General features: G+C 40.6%; 13 protein-coding genes and 1 pseudogene. 4 read left to right on the forward strand and 10 right to left on the reverse strand.

What is annotated here, in order from left to right:
- Positions 1 to 34: 34 nt before the first annotated feature.
- Entirely contained in the window at positions 35 to 1,000 is a 966-nt protein-coding gene (locus H8S40_RS11545; protein WP_117990426.1) for a helix-turn-helix domain-containing protein, read from the forward strand.
- On the opposite strand, the gene H8S40_RS11550 is transcribed toward H8S40_RS11545, so the two are convergent.
- Positions 989 to 2,518 (reverse strand): MFS transporter, encoded by a 1,530-nt coding sequence (locus tag H8S40_RS11550; protein WP_118724221.1) that lies wholly within the window; start codon positions 2,516 to 2,518, stop codon positions 989 to 991. The genes H8S40_RS11545 and H8S40_RS11550 overlap by 12 nt on opposite strands.
- 241 nt (positions 2,519 to 2,759) lie before the next feature.
- Here H8S40_RS11550 and H8S40_RS11555 point away from each other — a divergent pair, with 241 nt between their 5' ends.
- Positions 2,760 to 3,812, forward strand: a complete 1,053-nt coding sequence (locus tag H8S40_RS11555; RefSeq protein WP_118724222.1) for a family 43 glycosylhydrolase — start codon at positions 2,760 to 2,762, stop codon at positions 3,810 to 3,812.
- An 81-nt stretch (positions 3,813 to 3,893) separates the two neighbouring features.
- On the opposite strand, the gene H8S40_RS11560 is transcribed toward H8S40_RS11555, so the two are convergent.
- Positions 3,894 to 6,299, reverse strand: a complete 2,406-nt coding sequence (locus H8S40_RS11560) for a glycoside hydrolase family 2 TIM barrel-domain containing protein (protein ID WP_186865271.1) — start codon at positions 6,297 to 6,299, stop codon at positions 3,894 to 3,896.
- A gap of 299 nt (positions 6,300 to 6,598) precedes the next feature.
- Here H8S40_RS11560 and H8S40_RS11565 point away from each other — a divergent pair, with 299 nt between their 5' ends.
- Positions 6,599 to 7,540 carry a helix-turn-helix domain-containing protein gene (locus tag H8S40_RS11565; RefSeq protein ID WP_186865272.1) on the forward strand — a complete coding sequence of 314 codons (942 nt, stop codon included), beginning with the start codon at positions 6,599 to 6,601 and terminating at the stop codon, positions 7,538 to 7,540.
- Positions 7,541 to 7,732: 192 nt separating this feature from the next.
- Here H8S40_RS11565 and H8S40_RS11570 read toward each other — a convergent pair whose 3' ends face one another.
- From H8S40_RS11570 to H8S40_RS11590, 5 genes are all read right to left on the reverse strand, one after another.
- Complete coding sequence (locus H8S40_RS11570; protein ID WP_186865273.1) at positions 7,733 to 8,647, reverse strand: alpha/beta hydrolase; 915 nt, start codon at positions 8,645 to 8,647, stop codon at positions 7,733 to 7,735.
- A 273-nt stretch (positions 8,648 to 8,920) separates the two neighbouring features.
- The gene (locus tag H8S40_RS11575) at positions 8,921 to 9,886 is read right to left on the reverse strand and encodes an aldose 1-epimerase family protein (protein WP_117990432.1); all 966 of its coding nucleotides are present in this window, start codon (positions 9,884 to 9,886) and stop codon (positions 8,921 to 8,923) included.
- Between the two features lie 195 nt (positions 9,887 to 10,081).
- Positions 10,082 to 11,566 (reverse strand): FGGY-family carbohydrate kinase, encoded by a 1,485-nt coding sequence (locus H8S40_RS11580; RefSeq protein ID WP_117990433.1) that lies wholly within the window; start codon positions 11,564 to 11,566, stop codon positions 10,082 to 10,084.
- A gap of 53 nt (positions 11,567 to 11,619) precedes the next feature.
- Entirely contained in the window at positions 11,620 to 13,032 is a 1,413-nt protein-coding gene (locus H8S40_RS11585; RefSeq protein ID WP_240577659.1) for an L-fucose/L-arabinose isomerase family protein, read from the reverse strand.
- 36 nt (positions 13,033 to 13,068) lie between these two features.
- Positions 13,069 to 13,971 (reverse strand): class II fructose-bisphosphate aldolase, encoded by a 903-nt coding sequence (locus H8S40_RS11590; protein ID WP_436286265.1) that lies wholly within the window; start codon positions 13,969 to 13,971, stop codon positions 13,069 to 13,071.
- Between the two features lie 188 nt (positions 13,972 to 14,159).
- Between H8S40_RS11590 and H8S40_RS11595 the strand changes: the two genes are divergently transcribed.
- Positions 14,160 to 14,996: a PocR ligand-binding domain-containing protein gene (locus H8S40_RS11595; protein ID WP_117990441.1), complete on the forward strand. Its 837-nt coding sequence runs from the start codon at positions 14,160 to 14,162 to the stop codon at positions 14,994 to 14,996.
- Between the two features lie 521 nt (positions 14,997 to 15,517).
- Here the strand turns inward: H8S40_RS11595 and H8S40_RS11600 are convergent.
- From H8S40_RS11600 to H8S40_RS11610, 3 genes and pseudogenes are all read right to left on the reverse strand, one after another.
- Positions 15,518 to 17,878: a glycoside hydrolase family 3 N-terminal domain-containing protein gene (locus H8S40_RS11600; RefSeq protein ID WP_186865274.1), complete on the reverse strand. Its 2,361-nt coding sequence runs from the start codon at positions 17,876 to 17,878 to the stop codon at positions 15,518 to 15,520.
- A 100-nt stretch (positions 17,879 to 17,978) separates the two neighbouring features.
- On the reverse strand, positions 17,979 to 19,328 hold the full coding sequence (locus H8S40_RS11605; protein ID WP_117990446.1) for an MFS transporter: 1,350 nt from the start codon (positions 19,326 to 19,328) through the stop codon (positions 17,979 to 17,981).
- A 227-nt stretch (positions 19,329 to 19,555) separates the two neighbouring features.
- Positions 19,556 to 19,789: pseudogene (locus tag H8S40_RS11610) on the reverse strand (sodium:calcium antiporter); the annotation flags it as partial.
- Positions 19,790 to 20,168: the final 379 nt, after the last annotated feature.

Consider the following 20,168-nt stretch of genomic DNA (forward strand, 5'->3'; position numbering starts at 1 on the left):
ATAGACTCAGTTTTAAACAAGAGGAGGCATTGTTATGTTTGAGAAAATCCCCTTATCCCATTATGAACCACATAAGCGCTTGACTTCCAAGCAACTAACTGATAAGGAACTTAACGACAAGAAATATGGTGACGGCAATTTACCTAATGCATCCTTTTCTCTTATGGGAAGCGTGGAGAGTTTTCAGATTCCCCCAATTACAGACTATGCGTTGGAGCATCTGTTTCATTTGCAAGCTTTTACACTGTTTCATTATCAGGCACCTTCCTATACCGAACGACAAAATTATCCGTCTTTTCTGATTGCGTTTACATATAGCGGAACTGGTTCTTTGACCTATCGTGGTAAAACATATTCTTTATCGAAAGGAGACTGTTTCTTTATCGATTGTATGGATTATCATTTATATAAGGTGGATAAAGGTAGATGGGATGTTGCTATTTTGCATGTGCAGGGCCCACTATGTAAGGAATTATATGCACAATTCGCAAAAAATGGTTCCTTTGTTTTTCATGAATCGCCGGAAGGTAAGTTCCAGCAATATCTCGAGAAGGTTTTAAGCATCTACAGCAGTGCACAATTATACCGTGATTGGCAGGCTTCTTCTTGTATTGACGTGCTGCTTACATATCTTCTCATTCCAACACGTATTCATACAGAAGAAACGGAGATTCCGCAGAATATCCGTTTCTTGATTAAGTATATGGAGAACAATTACCAGTCTCATATGTCACTTGACTATCTCGCTGAATTCGCATGTATCAACAAGTATTATCTGTCTCGCGAATTCAAAAAATATACGGGCTTTTCTCCAAACGATTATTTAATTTCACTACGTATTAATGCCGCAAAAAACCTGCTGCTTAACACAGCACTTCCGGCATCAAAGATTGCTCACGAAGTTGGCATTCACGACATTAATAATTTTACAACATTATTTAAAAAGAAAGTTGGCATGACTCCAATTCAATTTCGAAATTCCAGCACACTATTTTCCTGATGCTGCGTTTTCTTCCTTGATTGTCTTCCAATCGCGTTTCTTAGTACCGATTCTTCCTGCTGTGATTTCCTTTTCAAGAAATGGCAGCTTTTTATCTAAGTCATAAAACGCAGATAAAAATACACATATCACACAAATGAGTGCCGGAAGCCAAATGTAAAGGAACTTGATTGCACTCAGTGCACTGGCTGGCTGAACCGAAAGTTTCGCGTCAAATTTTCCCAAATCCAATACCCAGCCGAGCACAACAATTCCAAGTGCTGACGATAATTTATTCACGAATGAGAAGACGGCATTTCCCATACCAATGGCAGATACACCACTTCTCCACTGTCCAAATGTCAATGTGTCCTGAAGAAAGCTTCCCGCAGGTGCTGCAATGAATCCAAATCCAATTCCAACAATTGCCATAGCTCCAACAACCGCAGATTTCTGTAAAGTGAGCTGGGGTATAAAGTAACCGATAGCACTGATAATCAGACCAATCCTCATCGTATTTCCTTTTCCAATTTTCATCATAACCGGAAGTGCGGCAACAAGTCCAAACAGTAATACGATGTATAATGTCGATGACAATGTACCCTGAAGATCTAAATCATTCATAATATATTGTGCAAAATATACGGTTGCGCTTGATGCAAAACTCATCAAGAAATAGAAACCGAGGCACATCACGTTACAGAGAATCCAGTACTTGTTCTGAACAAGAGACAACAATGCGACTTTAATTGGGACATCTGCCTCTGCTTTCTCAGCTTCTTTTCTGTGCTTTTCTTCTGCCAGTTTTTCTTCAATGATACCAGAAGGCGCTTCCTCTTCGCTTTCTTTTTCTTCCTCTGTTTCCTGAGCAGGCATCACGTTATTGATACGTTCTCTAGTAAGTAAGAATGCCAGGGAAGCTGACACCGCATACAGAACAATATAACAAATCAGAGTACAAGTAAATCCCTTCTGGGTATACGCATCTCCTCCACCGAAGAAACGACAGATTTTCATAAAAAAGTTCGTTACAAGTATCGTAAACACTGTGTTGGATGCCATACTCATAACCCCAACCATACCTCTTGACTTTGTATTCATTGTCATGAACCCAATCATAGAGGCATGAGCAACGGCATTCGCTGTATAGCATACAGTTGATACCAGGTTGTATGTAACAAAGACATATACATACTGCATCATACCTTTAAATCCCGCCGGCATCCAGAACAATAAGAGAACACATACTGTTGTCGGTATAATCATTCTCGCATACCACGGTCTTGCTTTACCATATTTGCTCTTCGTTTTGTCAATGATGCGTCCCATAATCAAGTCTGACACACCATCGAATACTTTCGAAACAGCCATAACTGTTCCAACTTCCGTCAACCCCAAATACAAAACATTCGAATAGTAGATCAAAAGGAATGCTGACACAATTAGGTTCAGTATATTCGTTCCTGCTCCAAAAAAATAACCTAAATAGTCCAGCCCTGTCAATTTTGCATCCGGTGCCATATCGCGTTTCTTAAACATCTTGCTCTTCCCCTTTGCTTTCAATTTCTTATAGATTTATTTTCTTTATTGTAAAATATCCTCTGTTTGGGTAAATCCTCTTATATTGCCCTTTTATCATATAATCTTGCTACTACACACCTGACATTTACACAAATAATACATTTTCACAAGATACTATGATATTTTATCAAAATAGAATGTTTCTTTCAAAATCTAGGCTTGCTAAAATGCTAAAAAAATTATAGGAGGTTTATTATTTATGTACGATTCTTTTCATCCCGGTCAGATATGGCTTGACCAAGAGGGAAAACGAATTCAGGCCCATGGAGGTTCTGTTTTTTACTTAGACGGTGTTTATTACTGGTATGGAGAAAACAAAGAAAAAACAACAGGTGATAATAACATCTGGCATTGGGGTGTTCGCTGTTACGCATCGACAGATTTATATAATTGGGAGGATAAGGGCATTATCATTCCGCCTGCGCCAGATGATTTGCGCTCATCTCTGCATCCTTCTTCACAGATGGACCGTCCTCATATTATCTATAACAAAGAGACACAGAAATTCGTATGCTGGCTGAAAATCATGCACAAGGATGGTTCGCAGACTGTGACTGTTCTCACAGCTGAACACATTCTCGGACCATATGAGAAGGTCAGAGAAAACTTAAGACCACTGAACATGAATGCCGGCGATTTTGATTTAGTCGTTGCAGATGACGGGAAGGCTTATTATTATTTTGAACGTGTACATAGTGAGACCATTTGTGCAGATTTAACAGCAGATTACACAGATGTAACCGGGTATTACAGTACACATTTTCCACACCCATATCCACCTTATGTAAGGGAAGCAACCGCTCATTTTTACAGAAACGGAAAGCATTATCTTGCAACATCCGGCACTACCGGATATCTGCCGAACCCTTCGGAAATTGCAGTCGCAGATACCTGGCACGGTCCATATCGGGTACTTGGAAATCTACATCCGGCGGACAACAGTGATACCTCTTATCATTCCCAGATTTCCTCTATTTTTAAAGTAGAAGGTAAGAAAGATCTGTATATTGCCGTGGCTGACCGTTGGATGCCGAAGCACATGGCTTTGGACTATAATAAGTACAGCAAAATCTTTGAAAATCGATTCAATCCGAACGCCACAGAACAGATTGAGGTAGATGATACTCTTCTGAAGTGCATTCTGGATAAAAACACTTCCGTTGCAGATTATGTATGGCTTCCAATCTTGTTCAATGGAGAGCGACCTTATATCGACTGGAAGGAATCTTGGAAGATTGAAGATTACGAATAATTTTTTATTCCTTTTATTCACATGAATATTGGCATAAAAAAGAGAGAGAATTCTCTCTTTTTTATGCACTACAACTTGTTTCTATTCGCCTGTTACTTGAATCTCCACTGCAACGGATTCCAGACCATCGCTGCTTGCTGTCACTTTGATAGTTCCACTTTTTTCTGTACTCTGTACCACTGCCAATACTCTTCCATGATAAGAAGTGTAAGCACCTTCATGGAAATATTCTTCCGTCTCCGGATTTCCACTTCCAACTGCGAGAAGCTTTCCTTCACCCTCTACCGTCACATTTATCTTCTTCTCTGTTGTCATTTTTAATATTCCATCTTTATCAATGAGATGAATTGGAATATAGACAATATCTTCTCCATCCGCTTTGATTTTCGTCTTTTCCGGAAGAATCTGAAGTTTTGTGTCATTGCCTGCAGTTGCCAGGGTTTCTCTTGCAAGTTCGTTTCCGTCACGGTCAAAACTAATCGCCTCGAGCACTCCAGGCTCATAAGCTGTCTTGAACATGCAGCGACATGATGTTAATGTCTCCTTACCGACCAGTTCACCATTTTTGTATAATTCTACTGCTTCACCAACACTATAGATTTCAATCTCAGCTTCTTTTCCTTCCTGTCCCGGCCAGTTCCAACAATGAATGCTGTCTGTTAGTCTCCAGCGTCCCAGTGTATACTCTTCACCACTATGATTAACAGGTCGAACACCGATATATGGTTTCTGATATGCTCCCCACAACACAGCTGAATAGTATGCCTGACTTTCCGGGAATCCTGTCAAATCCACCGATCCACATCCTGCTGACAGACATGGATATTCTTTCGAAAACGGTGCCTGTGTTGTTCCATAAACAGGAACTCCCACGCCAGCTTCTCCCAGATAATCCCATGCAGTCCACATAAAATCACCAATTACATAATCATGCGCCATGACCATATCCCAGTTGCTGTCCATTCTGCTCGGAAATGTTTCAGAACTGAGAATTACTCTCTCAGGTGCAAGTTTATGGGTTCCTTCGTACAGATTCTGTCCGTAATTATATCCGACTATATCCACATGACTGATGCACTCGCCAATCAATGCTTCTAAGCTTTCCGGTGTAATGGATGCCATAATTTTAGGAAGCAATGTAATAATGTCATTGACTTCTGCACTTCCTGCCATTTTCTCTTTTTTTACTTCTGTTTCTCCTTTGGCTGCTCGTTCTTTTGCAGCTTTTTCTTCAGCAGCTTTCTTCTCCGCCTGCTTTGCCGCGAGAACTGACAGCATGCTATTGATTGCAATAGTGATCGGACGTGTCTGATCCATCGCATGAAATGCATTACTTAACATCTTTGAAATGGTTGCTCCAAATGGTAATCCGGTATCTGTGATTTCATTACCGATACAGTACATAATGACACATGGATGGTTGTAATCTTTGGATACCAGTGCCTTCACATCTTGCTGCCACTCACTATCAAAATAGCATGCATAATCGTAGGTAGACTGTGGGATTTTCCACTGGTCAAAGCTTTCATCCAGAACATACATTCCAAGTTCATCGCATGCATCCAGAAAGTTTTTGCCTGCAGGATTGTGCGAATAGCGGATTGCGTTGTAACCTAATTCTTTTAACTTTTTCACTCTGCGATATTCCGCTTCATCATATGCACATGCACCAAGAATACCGTGATCATGATGAACACAACCGCCACGCAGTTTTATTGTTTTACCGTTGACCTGCAATCCATCCTCTGCACTCCATGCAAGATTTCGGATTCCGAATCGTTCTGTCGAACAGTCTATCATTTTTCCATCTTTCTCTAAGATTGTACGGATTGTATAGAGATTAGGCTCTTCTGCCGTCCACAGTTTTCCATTCGGGATTTCGATTCTAACTGTATCACCTCCTCCGGTTGCGACCACCTTGTCATTCTCTAAAATTTCATATCTGATGCACATATTTTCGGCATTCACTGTATTTGTCTTTACGTCAATCAAAGCTGGTGCAGTGCTGACTGTTGTCACTTGCACACCTTCTGGAAGAATATGGCTTTTTTCTCCACTCCAGAGATTGACACTGCGGTAGATTCCACTTCCTGAATACCAGCGCGAGTTCGGTGCTTTTGAATTGTCAACCACAACTTTCAATGTGTTTTTTTCTCCAATTTTCAACTGTTCTGTGATGTCTACATAGAAATTTGAGTACCCGTATACACGGCCACCTACCTCTGTATCATTCAGATATACTTTTGAATTCATATATATGCCTTCAAATTCAATCATCACACATTTGTCACGATAACATTCCGCACCCATGATATTTTTCTGATAGAGATAAGTTCCACCAGGGAAAAATCCTCCTGCATTCCCATTTGGAGATGCAGCATCTCTCTTTTCCATAATCATCGCGTCATGCGGCAATGTAATCTTCTCCCACGCATCTGCACCTTCTTTTTGAAACATCCAGTCTCGATTGATTCTTTGCTTCAACATCGTTCTACATCCTCCTTCACGTTGCACTTACATCTTTCCTTTATTTTACTTTTTTGTATCCTTGGGAACAATATCTCTGTTCGTCTTTGAAATATTCTTTTGTATCATATTTCGTGATTTCATATTTCTTGTTCAGACGAAATATGTTATAATATCAGCAAAAGAAACCAAGGAGGTTCATGATGTCTATATTCATCGATTCCACTGTCAAAAAAGGAAATCAAATGCTCGAAAATCTTGTCTCTTTTCGTGAAAACAAGGACTCATTCTCATTTCATCAGGAGGTGAATGTACCATTTATGATTACACTGATGTCAATTCATCCAGATGCTTTAGATACAAGTGCACTATCTGTATTTACACCGGAATCTCAGTTCAACATACCGCTTCACGGAATCAAGGGACGCAGCAAAAACAGCATGCATCAACACAACTCTTTTGAATTCACTTACGTCCTTAGAGGCAATATGTATCAGATTGTAGAAGGTAGACGATACCTCTACACGCCCGGCAGCTGTTGTCTGATGAACCGTGACACATTACATACAGAGGAGACGTCCACTGATTTTATATGTATTTTTTTCTCTGTATCCTCCAATTTTATTAAGATGCTAACAAATTATGGGAATCCAATGCTATTTCCACAGGAACAACAGCGTTTCGATAACTTGATTTTTCATTTTTTAGAACAGAATACGCAGGAGCAACATCGCAACACAAAAGATTTTATCGATTTTGTTCCACGCATTTCTGCAAAAGAACAGAAAATCCTTGTCCACGATATTTTTGAGCAGATGATTTCCACACTACTTTATCCTTATTATGGAGCAACGTATCATCTGCAGGATTTATTTTTTCAGTTGATTGATATTCTATGTGACGAGCAGTACTATCAGGCAATCCATGTAACTGCAAAGAAGAATATGGAATCATTGCTCTTTGCACGTATTGAACTACTTCTGGATGAATACCACGGTCGCATTAGCAACAGTGAACTTGCTCATCTTCTGAATTATGATGGCACTTATCTGGGTAAAATTGTAAAAAAACAGACCGGTCAGAGTCTGTTTGATTACAGCATGAATTTCACAATGAAGACAGCAGCAGACATGTTAAAAAACACGAAAAAAAGTGTGTCCGATATAGCCTCTGAACTTCAGTTCAATAATCGAACACACTTCTATAAACTATTTAAAAATTATTTTGGAGTGACACCACGGGAATATCGGGAACAATTATGATAATTCAAGTTTAGCAAGAATCATTGTAATAGATACACCAAACTGTGCACCGAACAATATCATCGTTCGTCATACTTCTTTTCGCGTGTATCATATTTCGTCATTTACATTTTAATTATTTCAGTTCCATATCTATTTTCTTTTTACATAAAAAAAGAGAGACAATCGCTCTCTTTCCTCTTTTTTCCGCACCTATTTTTTTAAATAATATTCGCAATATTTTAAAGTCTTATCCATAAATTCTTGTGTTTTATCTAAATCGTTATACATGCCATGATTTGATTTTGGAAACGCTATGTATTCATATGGCACATCATATTTTTCAAATTCATCCATAAGCAGGTGTTTCTGATTTTGAGGCACACAGTGATCAATCAAACCATAACCAATCAATGTTGGCACCGGATTCTTTCCTTCGAGTGATGCTGGTGAAATTTGATTAATTGCATCTTTACACTCTTCTGTCGTAATGTCCCCCTTGTAACCTGTCATCATTTCAACAAATTCTTCTTTTGTTTTCAGATGATCCACCTTCATAAGTAATCCCCAATCTTTTGGATCAAAATACGTCGGTCCCGACATTTGGAATACAAATTTTACAGGAATAGCAGAACGACCATTATACGCCAGATTCATTGCTAATGTTCCACCGGCTGACACACCACTTGTTGCCATTGCATTCACCTGATATCCTAGTTCTTTTAGCTTGTCTTTCATGGCTGCTGTCGCTTGTTCAATTTCACAATTAATCAATTGAATTGTTGCCTCTTCACCGTGAGTTTGCAGTGTATAATCAATCGTTGCGGTAATATAACCTTTCGTTGCAAAGTACTTACACCAACCATCACCATCTTCTTTTTTACCTGAATTAAAGCTACCACCATGAATGTAGACAATCAGAAACTGTTCTTCACTTTTATTCAATCCCGAAGGAATGTACAAATCATACTTGTGATTATGCTCATTCTCATAATTTAAATCCGAATAAATGGTTCCCATAGATTCATCCCAATCTACAGCAAGCAGTTTTGCAGGTGCACCACCTAAAAATTGAATTCTAATAAATGCACTCACTAAAAATGTTACGATAAATACGATAATATACATCGCTATTTCCCACTTCCTTTTTATCATATGATATTGTCCAAAAAAATCTTACCACAAATCGCACCAGATATAGCTGCTACAACTATTACAATCAAAAATTTCATAACTCTATTCCTCATTTCTGTTCTGCTACCTATTCTATAACGTTTATGTATTCTATTATAATAATTTTTTGTATGTGAATGAACATTGCATCTTGCTTTTCAATCATATAATATTGTCATTACATAAGAAAAGTGAAACCATATAATGATAGTTTCACTTTTCTTTCTTCTATTTCTCAAAGCATTTTATCTTTACCTGATATTGCTTCGTTTCACCTGATTTCAAGAACTTTAACATCCCGGTCTTACGCATGACATCGCGTCCGTCTGGATAACAATTGCCACATTCTAGACCTAATACATAATCACGAACTCCCATCATCTTCCACTCCACGAAGCCGTCTAATTCTTTCGCATCATATTCCATAGCAAGTCCAATGTTTTTCTTCGGCTGATAAATGGATGCATATCCTCTTTCCTGCATTTTGTGATAATAGCAGCGCTCCTCATACCCTGGTGTCGGTTTTTCCATATTCATCCAATTCTTGATATCTTCTGCCGCATGCTTGTTTCTTGGTGTCACTTCTTCCGACTCAATTTTCACTACACTATCCTCATCCAAAAGCGGATAGCCCATGTTCATATGATACAGAATTTCAAACGGTTCTTTTTTGTCTCCTGTATTCTTAATCGTATCCGAAAATGTAAACTCATTCTTTCCGATTGGGAATGTATACGTTCTGCAAAGGCACAATTTTCTTCCAAAGATCGTTTCATCAGATGTTCTTGCCTTCACGATCAGGCATCCATCCTCTTCATACCAAAAGCTATACTCTGTCGGTGTGTTTGCAATGGAACCATGCAACGGAAGCTCTTCCCCTTCATCTGTACACGGACTTCCCACTGCCTGTAATCCACATGTGGTAAGAAAACCGGCTGTAAAAGATTTTAACCAGTCTGCTCCCTTTGATTCATAATAAGCCGGAGCCACATATCCACATGGCGAGAAATAACTCATATTCATTCCTTTATAACGAAGTCTGGAAATATCAGCATTTCTATCCAAAGAAATAGTCGCTTCCAGTCCGCTTCCGTTATTAATAACCAGTAGGCGCATCCCATCACCTTTGCCACCAACCAGACGATGCTCTTCTATTCCATAACATTGCGAATAATGTCCAATATATTGATTCATATCTCAAGTCTCCTCTTTTGAATTAATGTGAGCATGCTAATATTCATTTCCATAGCATCATTGATTTTTTCCAATAGATATTTGTGTGTAAGAAGTTTTTCTGGAACGCTACTCATGTTCACGTCCTCTCGTTCTTTTATTATGACCGTTCACTGCAGCATTGCATCTTCTCTGCCTGAACTGTTATCATCACATTTACATTAACCCTCGAACTGCACGATAAACCTGTTCGTACCGCTCATAGATTTCCATATACTTTTCGTGCATTTCTTTTCTTGGTTTATAAGTGGATACTTCATGCACCATTACCTGTGCCGCCTGCTTTAAATCATCAAAGATTCCTACGGCAATTCCTGTCAGCATTGCACTTCCCACAGTTCCTGCATCAACAGTCTCAAGCGATGTAATTTCCATATCCAGCATATCCGCCTTCATTTGCATCCACTCTTTGGAATGAGCTCCACCTCCAGTCGCATTGAGTCTATGGAAATGTATTCCTGACTCTTTCAGCCACTGTAGATTCAGCACCATCTCATAGACAACCCCTTCCATGCAGCCCCGGTAAATATCTGCCGCAGTTGTGGCAGTCGTCAGTCCTAAGACTGCCCCTTTCGAACCGGTATCCATGTATGGAGTTGCCGCTCCTGCGAAATGTGGAAGCACCAGCAGTCCTGTCGGACTCACAGACTGTCTCTCCAGCAATTCATTGACAGAGATTCCTTCTGCTTTTGCCTCTTCCTTTTCCTTCTTTGCAATTGTTTCCGTACACCACTGCATCAAAGCACCTCCGGTGTAGGAAAATGCATAGCATACATATTTCCCGGGTATAACATATGGTACAACCGCATAATTTCCCTTTGTCATAACCTGCATGTCCGGTATCTCATCATAGATTGGGGTGATACATTCGACCGTTCCGGCTCCGTCAACAGCTGTGTCAGAGTCAAATACGCCTGCTCCGACTGCCGCCGCAATCTGGTCATGACTGATACACACAATCTTGGTCTCTGTGGTAAGCCCTGTCTTTTCTGCGATCTCTTTTGTCACCGTTCCTGCAACGGTTCCTGTCGGAACAGTCTCTGACATCAGATTCACATCAATCCCCGCTGTTTCAAAGATTTCTTTGCTCCACTCCATCTTCCGGATATCAAATCCCATCGTTCTTGTCGCGAGGGAATAATCGATCTTCGTCTGTCCGGTCAGATGATAAACAACGAAATCTTCCATGAGGAACACATGCTCAGCTTTAACATATAATTCCGGCTCATTTTCCTTCAGCCACATCAGCTTTGGCAGGCTATACATTTCATGAGGTTTCATGCCAGATATCTCAGCGATTCTGTCCTCACTCATTTTATTGCAGAGCTGCATGCATTGCTCTTTTCCTCTCGGATCTGTGTAGAGCATTGCTGCATGCAATGGCATTCCGTCTGCGTCTGTCATCACGCATGTTTCTCCGAAGCTTGTAATCCCGATTCCTGCGATATCTTTGTACTGCTTTGTCGTATCCGTGATTACCTTCCATACTCCTGCAAGAATCGCATTGGCATCTACTTCGTGAGCACTCGCCATGCGTTTTACCGGATAATCACTGTAGGACTTATGCACTTGTTTTCCGTTTTCATCAAAAACTGTCAGTTTACAGCCTGTTGTTCCGATGTCAAGTCCTCCGATATACATATCATTTCACTTCCTTACAAATTATTTTTGAAGTAAGGTGTTTACAACACTTTTTATTCTTTGTCAATATCCACCCAGTCATATCCAAGATATGTAGTGAATGCCTCTTTTAATACATCTTTCATGTGACCAACACCGATGCATGTGTGATGTTTGAAACCGCCTCTTGCCAGGCGAATCATTTTATCTTCCATATTCGGCATCTCGCATACACCTGCACATCCGAAGTATGCTTCCTCGATCGGATCAGCTGTGAATTCTGCTTCACTCGCATAAATCTTAATCTTACCATCTACAGTCAGACAGTTAGAAATTGTTGTTTTCATCGGACGAATTCTTCCTTCATTCGTTCCCCATCCACTTCCCGGATCACCTTTGTCGAACATCTTATGAGATGTAACTGTTCCTTTCTGTGTCATCAGGCTCTGTGCTGTAGAACCGCAGTGGAACAGGATTACTTTGTTTTCCTCATCACCATAGTTGTTGTTCCAGTCAAGAACTGCTGTAGGCTCTTCACTTGCAAGTGCCATTGCACGCATTGATACAGCAGATGTCAAATCGATTTCGCAGCTTGTCACGATACCTCTGTCATTTAACTCAGACAAGAGTACACATGGGCAAATTCTTAGAATCTGTTCCATCTCATTCCAGCAACGGATTGCGAGCGAATCCAAGTGGTACTCTTCTACATACTCATCAATGACTACCGACACTTTTGCAAGCATCACTTTCTTTTCCTGTGGAACCTTTGTAAAATCAGAATAGTTCATCAAAGTTTCCATCTTTGCAAGCACAGCTGCATCATCGTCTGCCTTCGCATTGACTTTGAAGATTAATTCAGATAAGTCAAACGACTCGACAGTAATTCCATTTTTCTGTAATCCAACTTCATCAAATCTAGTTGTTTTAAACGCTGTTGTTCTTGCACCGATGCATCCGATTGTGAATCGCTTCATACCATTTACGACACGGCAGATTGCTGCAAAGTCTCTTAAGTTCTCCGCAAACTTCTCTGACAATGGATGTACCACGTGTGGTTTTAATACCGTAAATGGAACCTGATACTGTGTAAATACATCTGTAACTGAGAATTTACCACAGAAGGCATCCCTTCTGTGTGCGAAATCCATTTTACCAATCTCATCCGGATATGCCTGCATCAGAATCGGAACTCCTGCATCCTGTAGAGCTGTAATTGCACCGTTCTCATCAGCGAAAATCGGCATAGAGAAAATGACTCCATCGTATTCTCCATCATGTTCTTTGAGCCATTTCGCATACAGCATACCTTCATCTCTTGTCTCGATTCCGCCGTAACGTGTCAGATCTGCATCCATTGCAATATAATCATATCCTGCATCTGTGACTGCTTTGATCATATCTTCTCTTGCACCGTAGATAAGTTCTCCCGGCATGAATCCTCTGTTGCAAAATGCTAATGCAAATGTCATCTTTTTCTTTGTCATGTTTTCAATCTCCTTTTCTTATTTTTTCAGATGTTTCTATTCATCTAACAAAGCAAATGTTCTCATTGCTTCTTTTACATTTTCTTTCATTGCTTCTGTTGCTGCCAGTACAACTGATGAGTAAAATTTCGGTTCATTTTCCTTTAAGCTATTCACATACTCTGCCGCAGCATTTCCACCTGATTTATCCATATATGTAAAGTAGTTTACTTTGCGAACTCCGGCTTTGATTCCTGTATGGAAATCTTCTTTACTCACACCGGAACCCCCATGCATAACAACCGGAATGTTTCCTGTCTGCGCTCTTACATTTTTTACAACATCGAAATCTAACTGTGGTTTTGCAAGATAGATACCGTGTGTTGTTCCGAACGAACATGCGAGAGCGTCAATCTTTGTCTCTTCTACAAACTGTTTTGCCTGAACAGGATCTGTGTAAATCTTTGTGTCGTCCTCTTCCCCGCTTCCGTCACCGGCTCCTGACTCACGTTTTCCCATAGAACCTAACTCTGCCTCTACGCTGCAGTTATATTTTGCAGCCATTTCCACTGCTCTTTTTGTATTTGCAAGATTCTCTTCATAGCTTAATACAGAGCCATCATACATGATTCCTGTAAATCCGATTTCCAATGCCTGCTGTAGATATTCCAATGTCTCACCGTGGTCAAGATGCACACATACCGGAACACTCGCCTTCTTCGCATGTTCAACCATAATCGGTCCAATTACTGATACCGGAATCCACGGTTCATGACACTGGGCAAACTGGATGATCACCGGCACATCCAACTCTTCTGCCGCACTGATAATTGCAATCAGACTCTCCAGATTTGGCGTATTAAATGATCCGACTGCAATATTTTTTTCTTCTGCCATCTGTAAGATTTCCTTCAAGTTGACTAACATAATTTTCCTCACTTTCATTGCACACTGATACATTGATTTTTGCTGTACCAACTTCAAATTACTTAACTTCATGTACTGACATCAGCATATACAAAACAAAAGGAAAAATATAGTAAAATGCGTTTTAAAAACTGTAAATTTTTCCGTTATCATATGTTTTTTTACATTTTTATGTTACAATGAAAATCACAAAATGATGTGAAATAGGGAGATTTTTACCGATGAACTTGGAATATAATGAAATGGAACTTCACGAACTAATGAAAGACTTTTACGTTCTGACCGGAATTCGGATTGTATTGTTTGATCTTGACTACAACGAGCTGCTCTCTTATCCGGAACATAACTGTGCCTTTTGCAGTCAGATGAAATCTCAGGAACACACACTGGCTCTCTGTAGTCAGAGTGACCACACTTCATTTCAGAAATGCAAGGAAACGAACCGCCTGGTCATCTTCCACTGTCATGCCGGATTAATTGAAGCTACCGCCCCACTAATTGAGAACAATACAGTGATCGGTTATATGATGTTCGGACAGATCTCTGATGAACAAAATGTGGAAATGCTTGCTTCTATGTTAGCCCAGTACTTTTCTCTTTCCCCAAACGTAACAGAGGACATCCTCCGATATACGGAAGACATCCCCCTGAAAACACGTGAACAGATTCAGGCTGCTGCAAAAATCATGGAAGCATGTGCTTTCTATGCAATTTTAAAGAATACAATCACGGTTCAACGCAATAACTTCATCCGCAATATGGATGCATACCTGCTGGCAAATCTGTCCGAAGACTTATCCATTGACGCACTATCTTCTGCTTTTGGTATCAGTAAGACAAAACTCTGCCAGTCTGCCACGCATTACTATGGATGTGGCATTGCAGAACACATCCGCCATCTGCGTATCGAAAAGGCGAAGACACTGTTAAAAGAAACTGACAAGCCAATCACTAGAATTTCCGACCTCGTCGGGTTTGCAGATTATAACTATTTCTGCCGGGTATTTAAAAGGGAAGTCGGACTACCGGCAAAAAAATACAGGAAAAGTATACAGTGAATCTCACTTTTACTTACTCATTATACTCATGTGGAACATTATATTCCGTCAATTTTTTATCTAACCTGACTGATTCCTCATAAAGCTGGAACTTATCGTGCATTCCATATGCCGTTACCGTAGGAGCTGTGTTCTCGTTTACAATGTATTTTTCATTTTATTTTGCAGCTAATGGGCAAAATATGTCGTCGGTTCCATATTCAAATCTATATCTTTTATAACGGTCCCTACCTGTTCATTCCATTCCGTGTTCCAAGGTCTTTGGAAAATCCTCTGCACACTCCGTTTAACATTGCGCCTTCTGCAATCACTCCTGCCGAACCACCATTTCCTGTTCCGAGAAACCTACCGTTCCAATCCTTCTCTTTTTTCTTACGTTATCTTTACTGTATCTTAACAAGATTCACCGGTCCTTGTCTCTTTTCATACACTATACTCTGGCTGATGTGCTCCCCACCAGTACAGCACTGTAAAACATAAGTAAACAGGAAACTGTAGTTCATAGGAATCTGACCCCTTTTTCAAATTTCTATTTTGTCAAACTCTTCCTGAAGCTGAGCACGCATCTCATCACTCTGCTCTTTTGTAATGCCATTATCTGTAAAGAATTTCTGCATTGCATTTCCGTTCCACACATTTCCAAACGGTGTATCCGGTCCAAATTCAATTGCTACATGTGCGATATCTGCGAGGTCGCCTCCAATGATCTGATTCACGGCATTCAATGCTCTCGGATCTTTTGCAATGGCCCCGATTGCAGTGAGGTCAGAATAACCGTATGGATTTTTACAACGCACTTTGACACATGCAGTAAGCGGAAGGTCTTCGGAGGATGTACCGACAAGGAGATCAAACTCTCCCGGCTCTGTAATCCACTGCTTCAATTCCAGACTATAGCCTGCAAAGCTGTCTTTCTGCAATACAAAAGTAACATCTTTTTCCTCTCCCGGCTGCAAATATACCTTTTGGAATCCCTTGAGCTGTTTGTATGGCTTGTCGATCTTTGATACACGATCATGTACATATAACTGCACGACTTCACTTCCGGCAACCTTACCGGTATTCTTTACCTTTACGCCGACTGTAAAGTCTTCCTTATCTACATTGACTGACTCCGGCACCTCAAGTCCGGAAATCTCGAATGTTGTATAGCTCAGACCATATCCGAATGGGTATGCAACCGGAATCTGTCTTGCGTCGTACCAGCGGTAACCGACATACATGCCTTCGCCATACCATACCTCTTTGTTTTCACCGGGATAATTTTTATATGCCGGTGCATCACAATAACGTCTCGGCCATGTAAGCGGCAGTTTACCGGATGGATTGTACAATCCAAACAATGCGTCTGCAGCTGCTTTACCTCCCTGCATGCCTGCAAAGAACGGACATAAAATTGCATCCACATCCTTTTCGTAGCAAGTCAGATCAATTGGTCCGGTTGCATTAATAATTACGATGACTTTTCCATTCGCCGCTTTTGCTTCCCGAATGGCTTTTTCCATTGCCAGCTGTTCGTCTTCGTCCATGGACAGTGTATCACGATCAGATCCTTCATGTCCGTTTGCCCCGACAACAACAATCCAGTATTTTGTATCTGCTTTCACCTCTTCAAAAGAAACATGCTCCGAACCAAGAAGCTCAACTGCACGGTCATACGGGTTGGTAGAAAGGCTTGTCATAACCTTGCTGGAGCCTTCCGGACAGAATACGAATGCTTTGCTTCGTTTTCCGTAAAATACAACATCCATATCTACCGGAATTGGCAGTACACCATCATTTTTCAGAAGAATCATTGCTTCTCTTGCTGCCTCTTCCGCTGCCTGAATCGTTTCGTCCATGTTTAACTTCGGATGGTTTCCGGTCATAGCTGTAGACTTCACAAGAATACGCAGGAAATTCCGCACACAGTTGTCCAGTTTTTCCACCGGAAGTCGTCCGTCTTCCACTGCCGCTTCGATACATTTCGTACTACGTGGTCCTGGCATAGTCAAATCTGTACCTGCCGCAGCCGCCATGACCTGATCATAAGATGCGCCCCAGTCTGAGACAACAAAGCCTTCAAATCCCCACTCATCTCTGAGGATATTTGTCAGCAGATCGTCATTCATCGCACTTGGCTTGCCGTTCAGCTTGTTATAAGCAGACATCAGTGAACCAACCCCTGCATCAACACATGCTTTGAACGCCGGCAGATAGATTTCTCGAAGTGCACGCTCCGGCACATGTTCTTCCACTCCCAAACGGTCCTTTTCCTGATTATTTGCTGCAAAATGCTTCGCGCAGGCAATCAGTCCTTCTTCCTGTATACCATCTACCTGAGCAACTGCGATCTTTGACACAAGATACGGATCCTCGGAAATACTCTCTGCCAGTCTTCCGCAAAGCGGGTCTCTGTGAATGTTGATATTCGGACCAAGCACCATATCAATTCCATAGCTTCCCATTTCCTTTGCCATCGCCATACTGCATTTTTTTACGACCTCTGGATTCCATGTAGATCCATATGAGATTCCCGGTGGATAATTACCGAATTTCAACGGTTCTTCCGGCGCACCGGAAGCTTTCTTTGCTGCCATCTCCTTCTGTAATGTAGCAAATGCAAGCAGAAGTCCTCCCATGAATCCGTTCTGCTCACGGTCAAGAGGCTCCCCTGCCTGTTCCGCTGCCTCTGCAGTCTTAAAATATGCCTTTTCTGCTACATACTCTCTTGCATTCAGACCATTACAGCTATCCAGCATATACATGGCTGGAATCCCGTATTTCTCCATCTTTTCTGAATGAAACGGTGATCCACCGGTGATCATACGTGCTTTCTCCTCTACACTCATTTCGTTTAGAATCTGTTCAATTGAAACTTCATCCTTTAACTGTGTAGCCATATTCTTTCCCCTTCCTAATATTGAAATTTTTAAATAGTCATACGTTCTCGATGAACTTATAGTAAACGACCTGCCATTTCTGGCAAGCCGTTTTTTGACTTTATTTATGTTCTGCATCCCAGTTTTTGTTTGCTTCTTCAACCTTCAATGCTTTCACAAGCAGTTTCATGAAAACAACTACTGCAAATGGAACAACTGCATAAGATACTTTGATCATATTCACTGCACTTGCTGCCTGAACAGCTGCCTGTCCGTCGAATCCACCGGCTGCCAGAAGCCATCCTGCTGCCGCAGTTCCGATTCCGCCGCCCACTTTAATTCCAAAGGAAGAACAGCTGAACATCATTCCGTCCAGTCTTTGTTTCTGTGTGCGATATGTATAGTCGCTTGATTCTGAGATCAATGCGTTTAAACTTCCGACAAGTGGTCCTGTACAGAATCCATTGAGCAATAATGTAATAAGCATGAGTGCTTTATTTGCCATAAATGCAAATACCATAAACAGTCCACGGAAGAGAATTGCTCCGTCATATCCCAGATTGATAATCTTGTACATTCCCTTCTTCTTAACCAGTGCCGGTGTCACTGCAAGTACAATGATCATTGGAAGCAGTGTTGCCAATGTAAATGTTCCCAGAAGTGACGGTTGTTCAAACACATATGTCATATAGTAGATTCCAACCGTCTGTGTCACACCCATCATTCCATAATACAGAACGTAGATTGCAAGAATCATCAGATAATACTTGTTTTTTACGATCACTTTGATTCCTGCTGCAAGAGATACTTTTTCCTGAATCTTCTTTTCGCCAAGCAGTTCCTCTTCCGGAAGTTCTTTGATGCTGAATACACTGATTGTATTAATGATCAATGCTGCAACGGAGAAGATGATCGCAACTGTCTTCCATCCTTTTGCACCACCACCGAAAGCTTCTACCAGACCGACTGTAGCAGTTGCTACAACTAGGTTCGTAAGCAGCGAAAAAATGAAACGGATAGAGCCAAGCTGAACTCGTTCGTTTGAGTTCTTTGTTGTCAGTGATGTCAATGATGAATATGCGATATTACTTGCTGTATAGAAAATTACATTCATCAGTGTGTAGACGATGAAGAAATACACATACTGCATATTTGCTCCCATATCCGGAATTGCAAACAACATAATCATTGTAATCGATACACCGAACTGTGCCCCAAACATCCAAGGTCTCGCCTTACCCATTTTGGTCTTTGTACGGTCAATAATCATTCCGAAAATAATATCAGAAATGCCGTCCAGCAATTTTGATGCCATAATCAATGTTCCGACAATTCCCGCATTCAATCCAACAGTATTCGTCAGATAAATCAACACAAAACTTGTGACCAGTCCGTAGGAACAGTTGGCTGCTACATCACCGATTCCATATCCCACTTTGTTATACCACTTCAGGTATTTTCTTTCTTCCATATTTTAGAACCCTCCTCTTTTATTGTTTACATAGATTATAAAATACTACTTTTTTTTATCACAATATCACCATTCGGCATTCACACTCTGATTATGTATCATATTTCGTTTTTTCATCTAAATCGCATTGAAAACAGTAAAACAGGATTTTCTATCCGATGAAATCAGACTGCTTATGCTACAGAACTATACGCGTAAACATTCTTTTCAATAGTAATTTTATCTCATATCAGGAAAATATTGAATATATTGGATCCGACCACATTCCCCAGCGCAATGTCACTTTCACCTTTTTGAGCTGCCACAATGGAAGTCACAAGTTCCGGAAGTGAGGTTCCCAACGCAACAATCGTCAGACCAATCAATGCTTCACTGAGTCCGAATGCTCTTGCGATTTCTTTTGCTGCATTGACGGTCAGATCACCACCCAATACAATTCCGGCAAGACCTACAATGGATACAAAAATACTCATTCCCATCGTATATTTCACTTCAATCTCCTCACCGGCATCGAGACTTTCCTGTCTACCTTTCACTCCCTCCTGTATGGTAAGATACATGAAAAATGCTTATCATTTGTATTACCTTCCTATTTCAATTTCTACATACAGTGAATCTTTTCCTGCTGCCATTTTCGGCCTAATCAGATTTCCATTAATTGTCTTGCCGTCAATCTGCATACTCATCACTCCATGTTGGAGTTTATTTGGATTCTTCACATGAATCTGAATATTGCAGCCTCTATAAATTCTAGTATGATTTCATTTCCTTTGGAAAAATTTTACCATAAATAAAAGAGTACGTGGCAATCCAACTCACGATTACCACGTACTTACAAAT

The sequence above is a fragment of the Ruminococcus hominis genome, from assembly GCF_014287355.1.
GTDB classification, from domain to species: Bacteria; Bacillota; Clostridia; order Lachnospirales; family Lachnospiraceae; genus Schaedlerella; species Schaedlerella hominis.

Coding starts and splice junctions, on each gene's coding strand:
- H8S40_RS11545 (WP_117990426.1), top strand. CDS start 35: ATGTTTGAGAAAATCCCCTTATCCCATTATGAACCACATAAGCGCTTG.
- H8S40_RS11550 (WP_118724221.1), bottom strand. CDS start 2,518: ATGTTTAAGAAACGCGATATGGCACCGGATGCAAAATTGACAGGGCTG.
- H8S40_RS11555 (WP_118724222.1), top strand. CDS start 2,760: ATGTACGATTCTTTTCATCCCGGTCAGATATGGCTTGACCAAGAGGGA.
- H8S40_RS11560 (WP_186865271.1), bottom strand. CDS start 6,299: ATGTTGAAGCAAAGAATCAATCGAGACTGGATGTTTCAAAAAGAAGGT.
- H8S40_RS11565 (WP_186865272.1), top strand. CDS start 6,599: ATGATTACACTGATGTCAATTCATCCAGATGCTTTAGATACAAGTGCA.
- H8S40_RS11570 (WP_186865273.1), bottom strand. CDS start 8,647: ATGTATATTATCGTATTTATCGTAACATTTTTAGTGAGTGCATTTATT.
- H8S40_RS11575 (WP_117990432.1), bottom strand. CDS start 9,886: ATGAATCAATATATTGGACATTATTCGCAATGTTATGGAATAGAAGAG.
- H8S40_RS11580 (WP_117990433.1), bottom strand. CDS start 11,566: ATGTATATCGGAGGACTTGACATCGGAACAACAGGCTGTAAACTGACA.
- H8S40_RS11585 (WP_240577659.1), bottom strand. CDS start 13,032: ATGACAAAGAAAAAGATGACATTTGCATTAGCATTTTGCAACAGAGGA.
- H8S40_RS11590 (WP_436286265.1), bottom strand. CDS start 13,971: ATGTATCAGTGTGCAATGAAAGTGAGGAAAATTATGTTAGTCAACTTG.
- H8S40_RS11595 (WP_117990441.1), top strand. CDS start 14,160: ATGAACTTGGAATATAATGAAATGGAACTTCACGAACTAATGAAAGAC.
- H8S40_RS11600 (WP_186865274.1), bottom strand. CDS start 17,878: ATGGCTACACAGTTAAAGGATGAAGTTTCAATTGAACAGATTCTAAAC.
- H8S40_RS11605 (WP_117990446.1), bottom strand. CDS start 19,328: ATGGAAGAAAGAAAATACCTGAAGTGGTATAACAAAGTGGGATATGGA.